This is a genomic window from Acinetobacter sp. GWC1_38_13 (assembly GCF_001767535.1).
In the GTDB taxonomy this organism is placed as follows: Bacteria; Pseudomonadota; Gammaproteobacteria; order Pseudomonadales; family Moraxellaceae; genus Acinetobacter; species Acinetobacter junii.
In genome coordinates, this window is record NZ_MELG01000101.1 from 6,396 (window position 1) to 7,062 (window position 667).

The 667-nt window shown below is 33.9% G+C and carries 2 protein-coding genes; one reads left to right on the forward strand and one right to left on the reverse strand.

What is annotated here, in order from left to right; translation table 11 throughout:
- Positions 1-316: HNH endonuclease (locus tag A2003_RS10790; protein ID WP_286687338.1), on the forward strand; the 316-nt coding region annotated here is incomplete at its 5' end.
- Between the two features lie 13 nt (positions 317-329).
- Here A2003_RS10790 and A2003_RS10795 read toward each other — a convergent pair.
- On the reverse strand, positions 330-667 hold a 338-nt coding region (locus tag A2003_RS10795; RefSeq protein WP_286687339.1), incomplete at its 5' end, for a hypothetical protein.

The window sequence follows — 667 nt, forward strand, 5'->3', positions numbered from 1 at the left end:
TTACTGCCAAAAGCCAATTAAACAAAATAAATGGGCTGTGGATCATTTCATACCTTGGGCAATGTACCCAGCAGATACAGGTCATAATTTTGTGCTTGCAGATGAAAAATGCAATTCGGCAAAAAGTGATTTCTTGGCGTCAGAAGAGTTTTTGTTCCAATGGCAAGAGCGCAACCAAAACTTTGATCACCTCATTACAGAGCAGTTATCAAAGCTGGGTTTTCTTGCAAATATTGAAAGATCACATAGTGTTGCAAGTTGGGCGTATAGTCAGGCAAAGGAGAATGGATATCTCTTTTGGAGTAATATAAATTAATTCTTTAACTTATTTAAAGGTAGTACCAAAGATCATCAACCTTACTATCCTTATCTAATCTTACCTCTATATATTCACTACATTTCATTTTATTAGGGTCCTTTTCATGGTGAGCAAAAAAAGCCCCCTGTAAAGCATCACAATGAAAGCAGCCATTGGATAAATAGGCTGTACCACGTGTTTTACTAAAACGTTTAATAATAAAACCATATGTATATTTTTGCATAAGTTTAGGGTTATTTAAAATTTCACTATGAGAATTAGAGAGGTGTTCGATAGTTAATTCAGCTATTTTGGTTAAGTCTGATTTGTAATGTATGAAGTAGTTGATTTCCATAATAGTATTGGTTA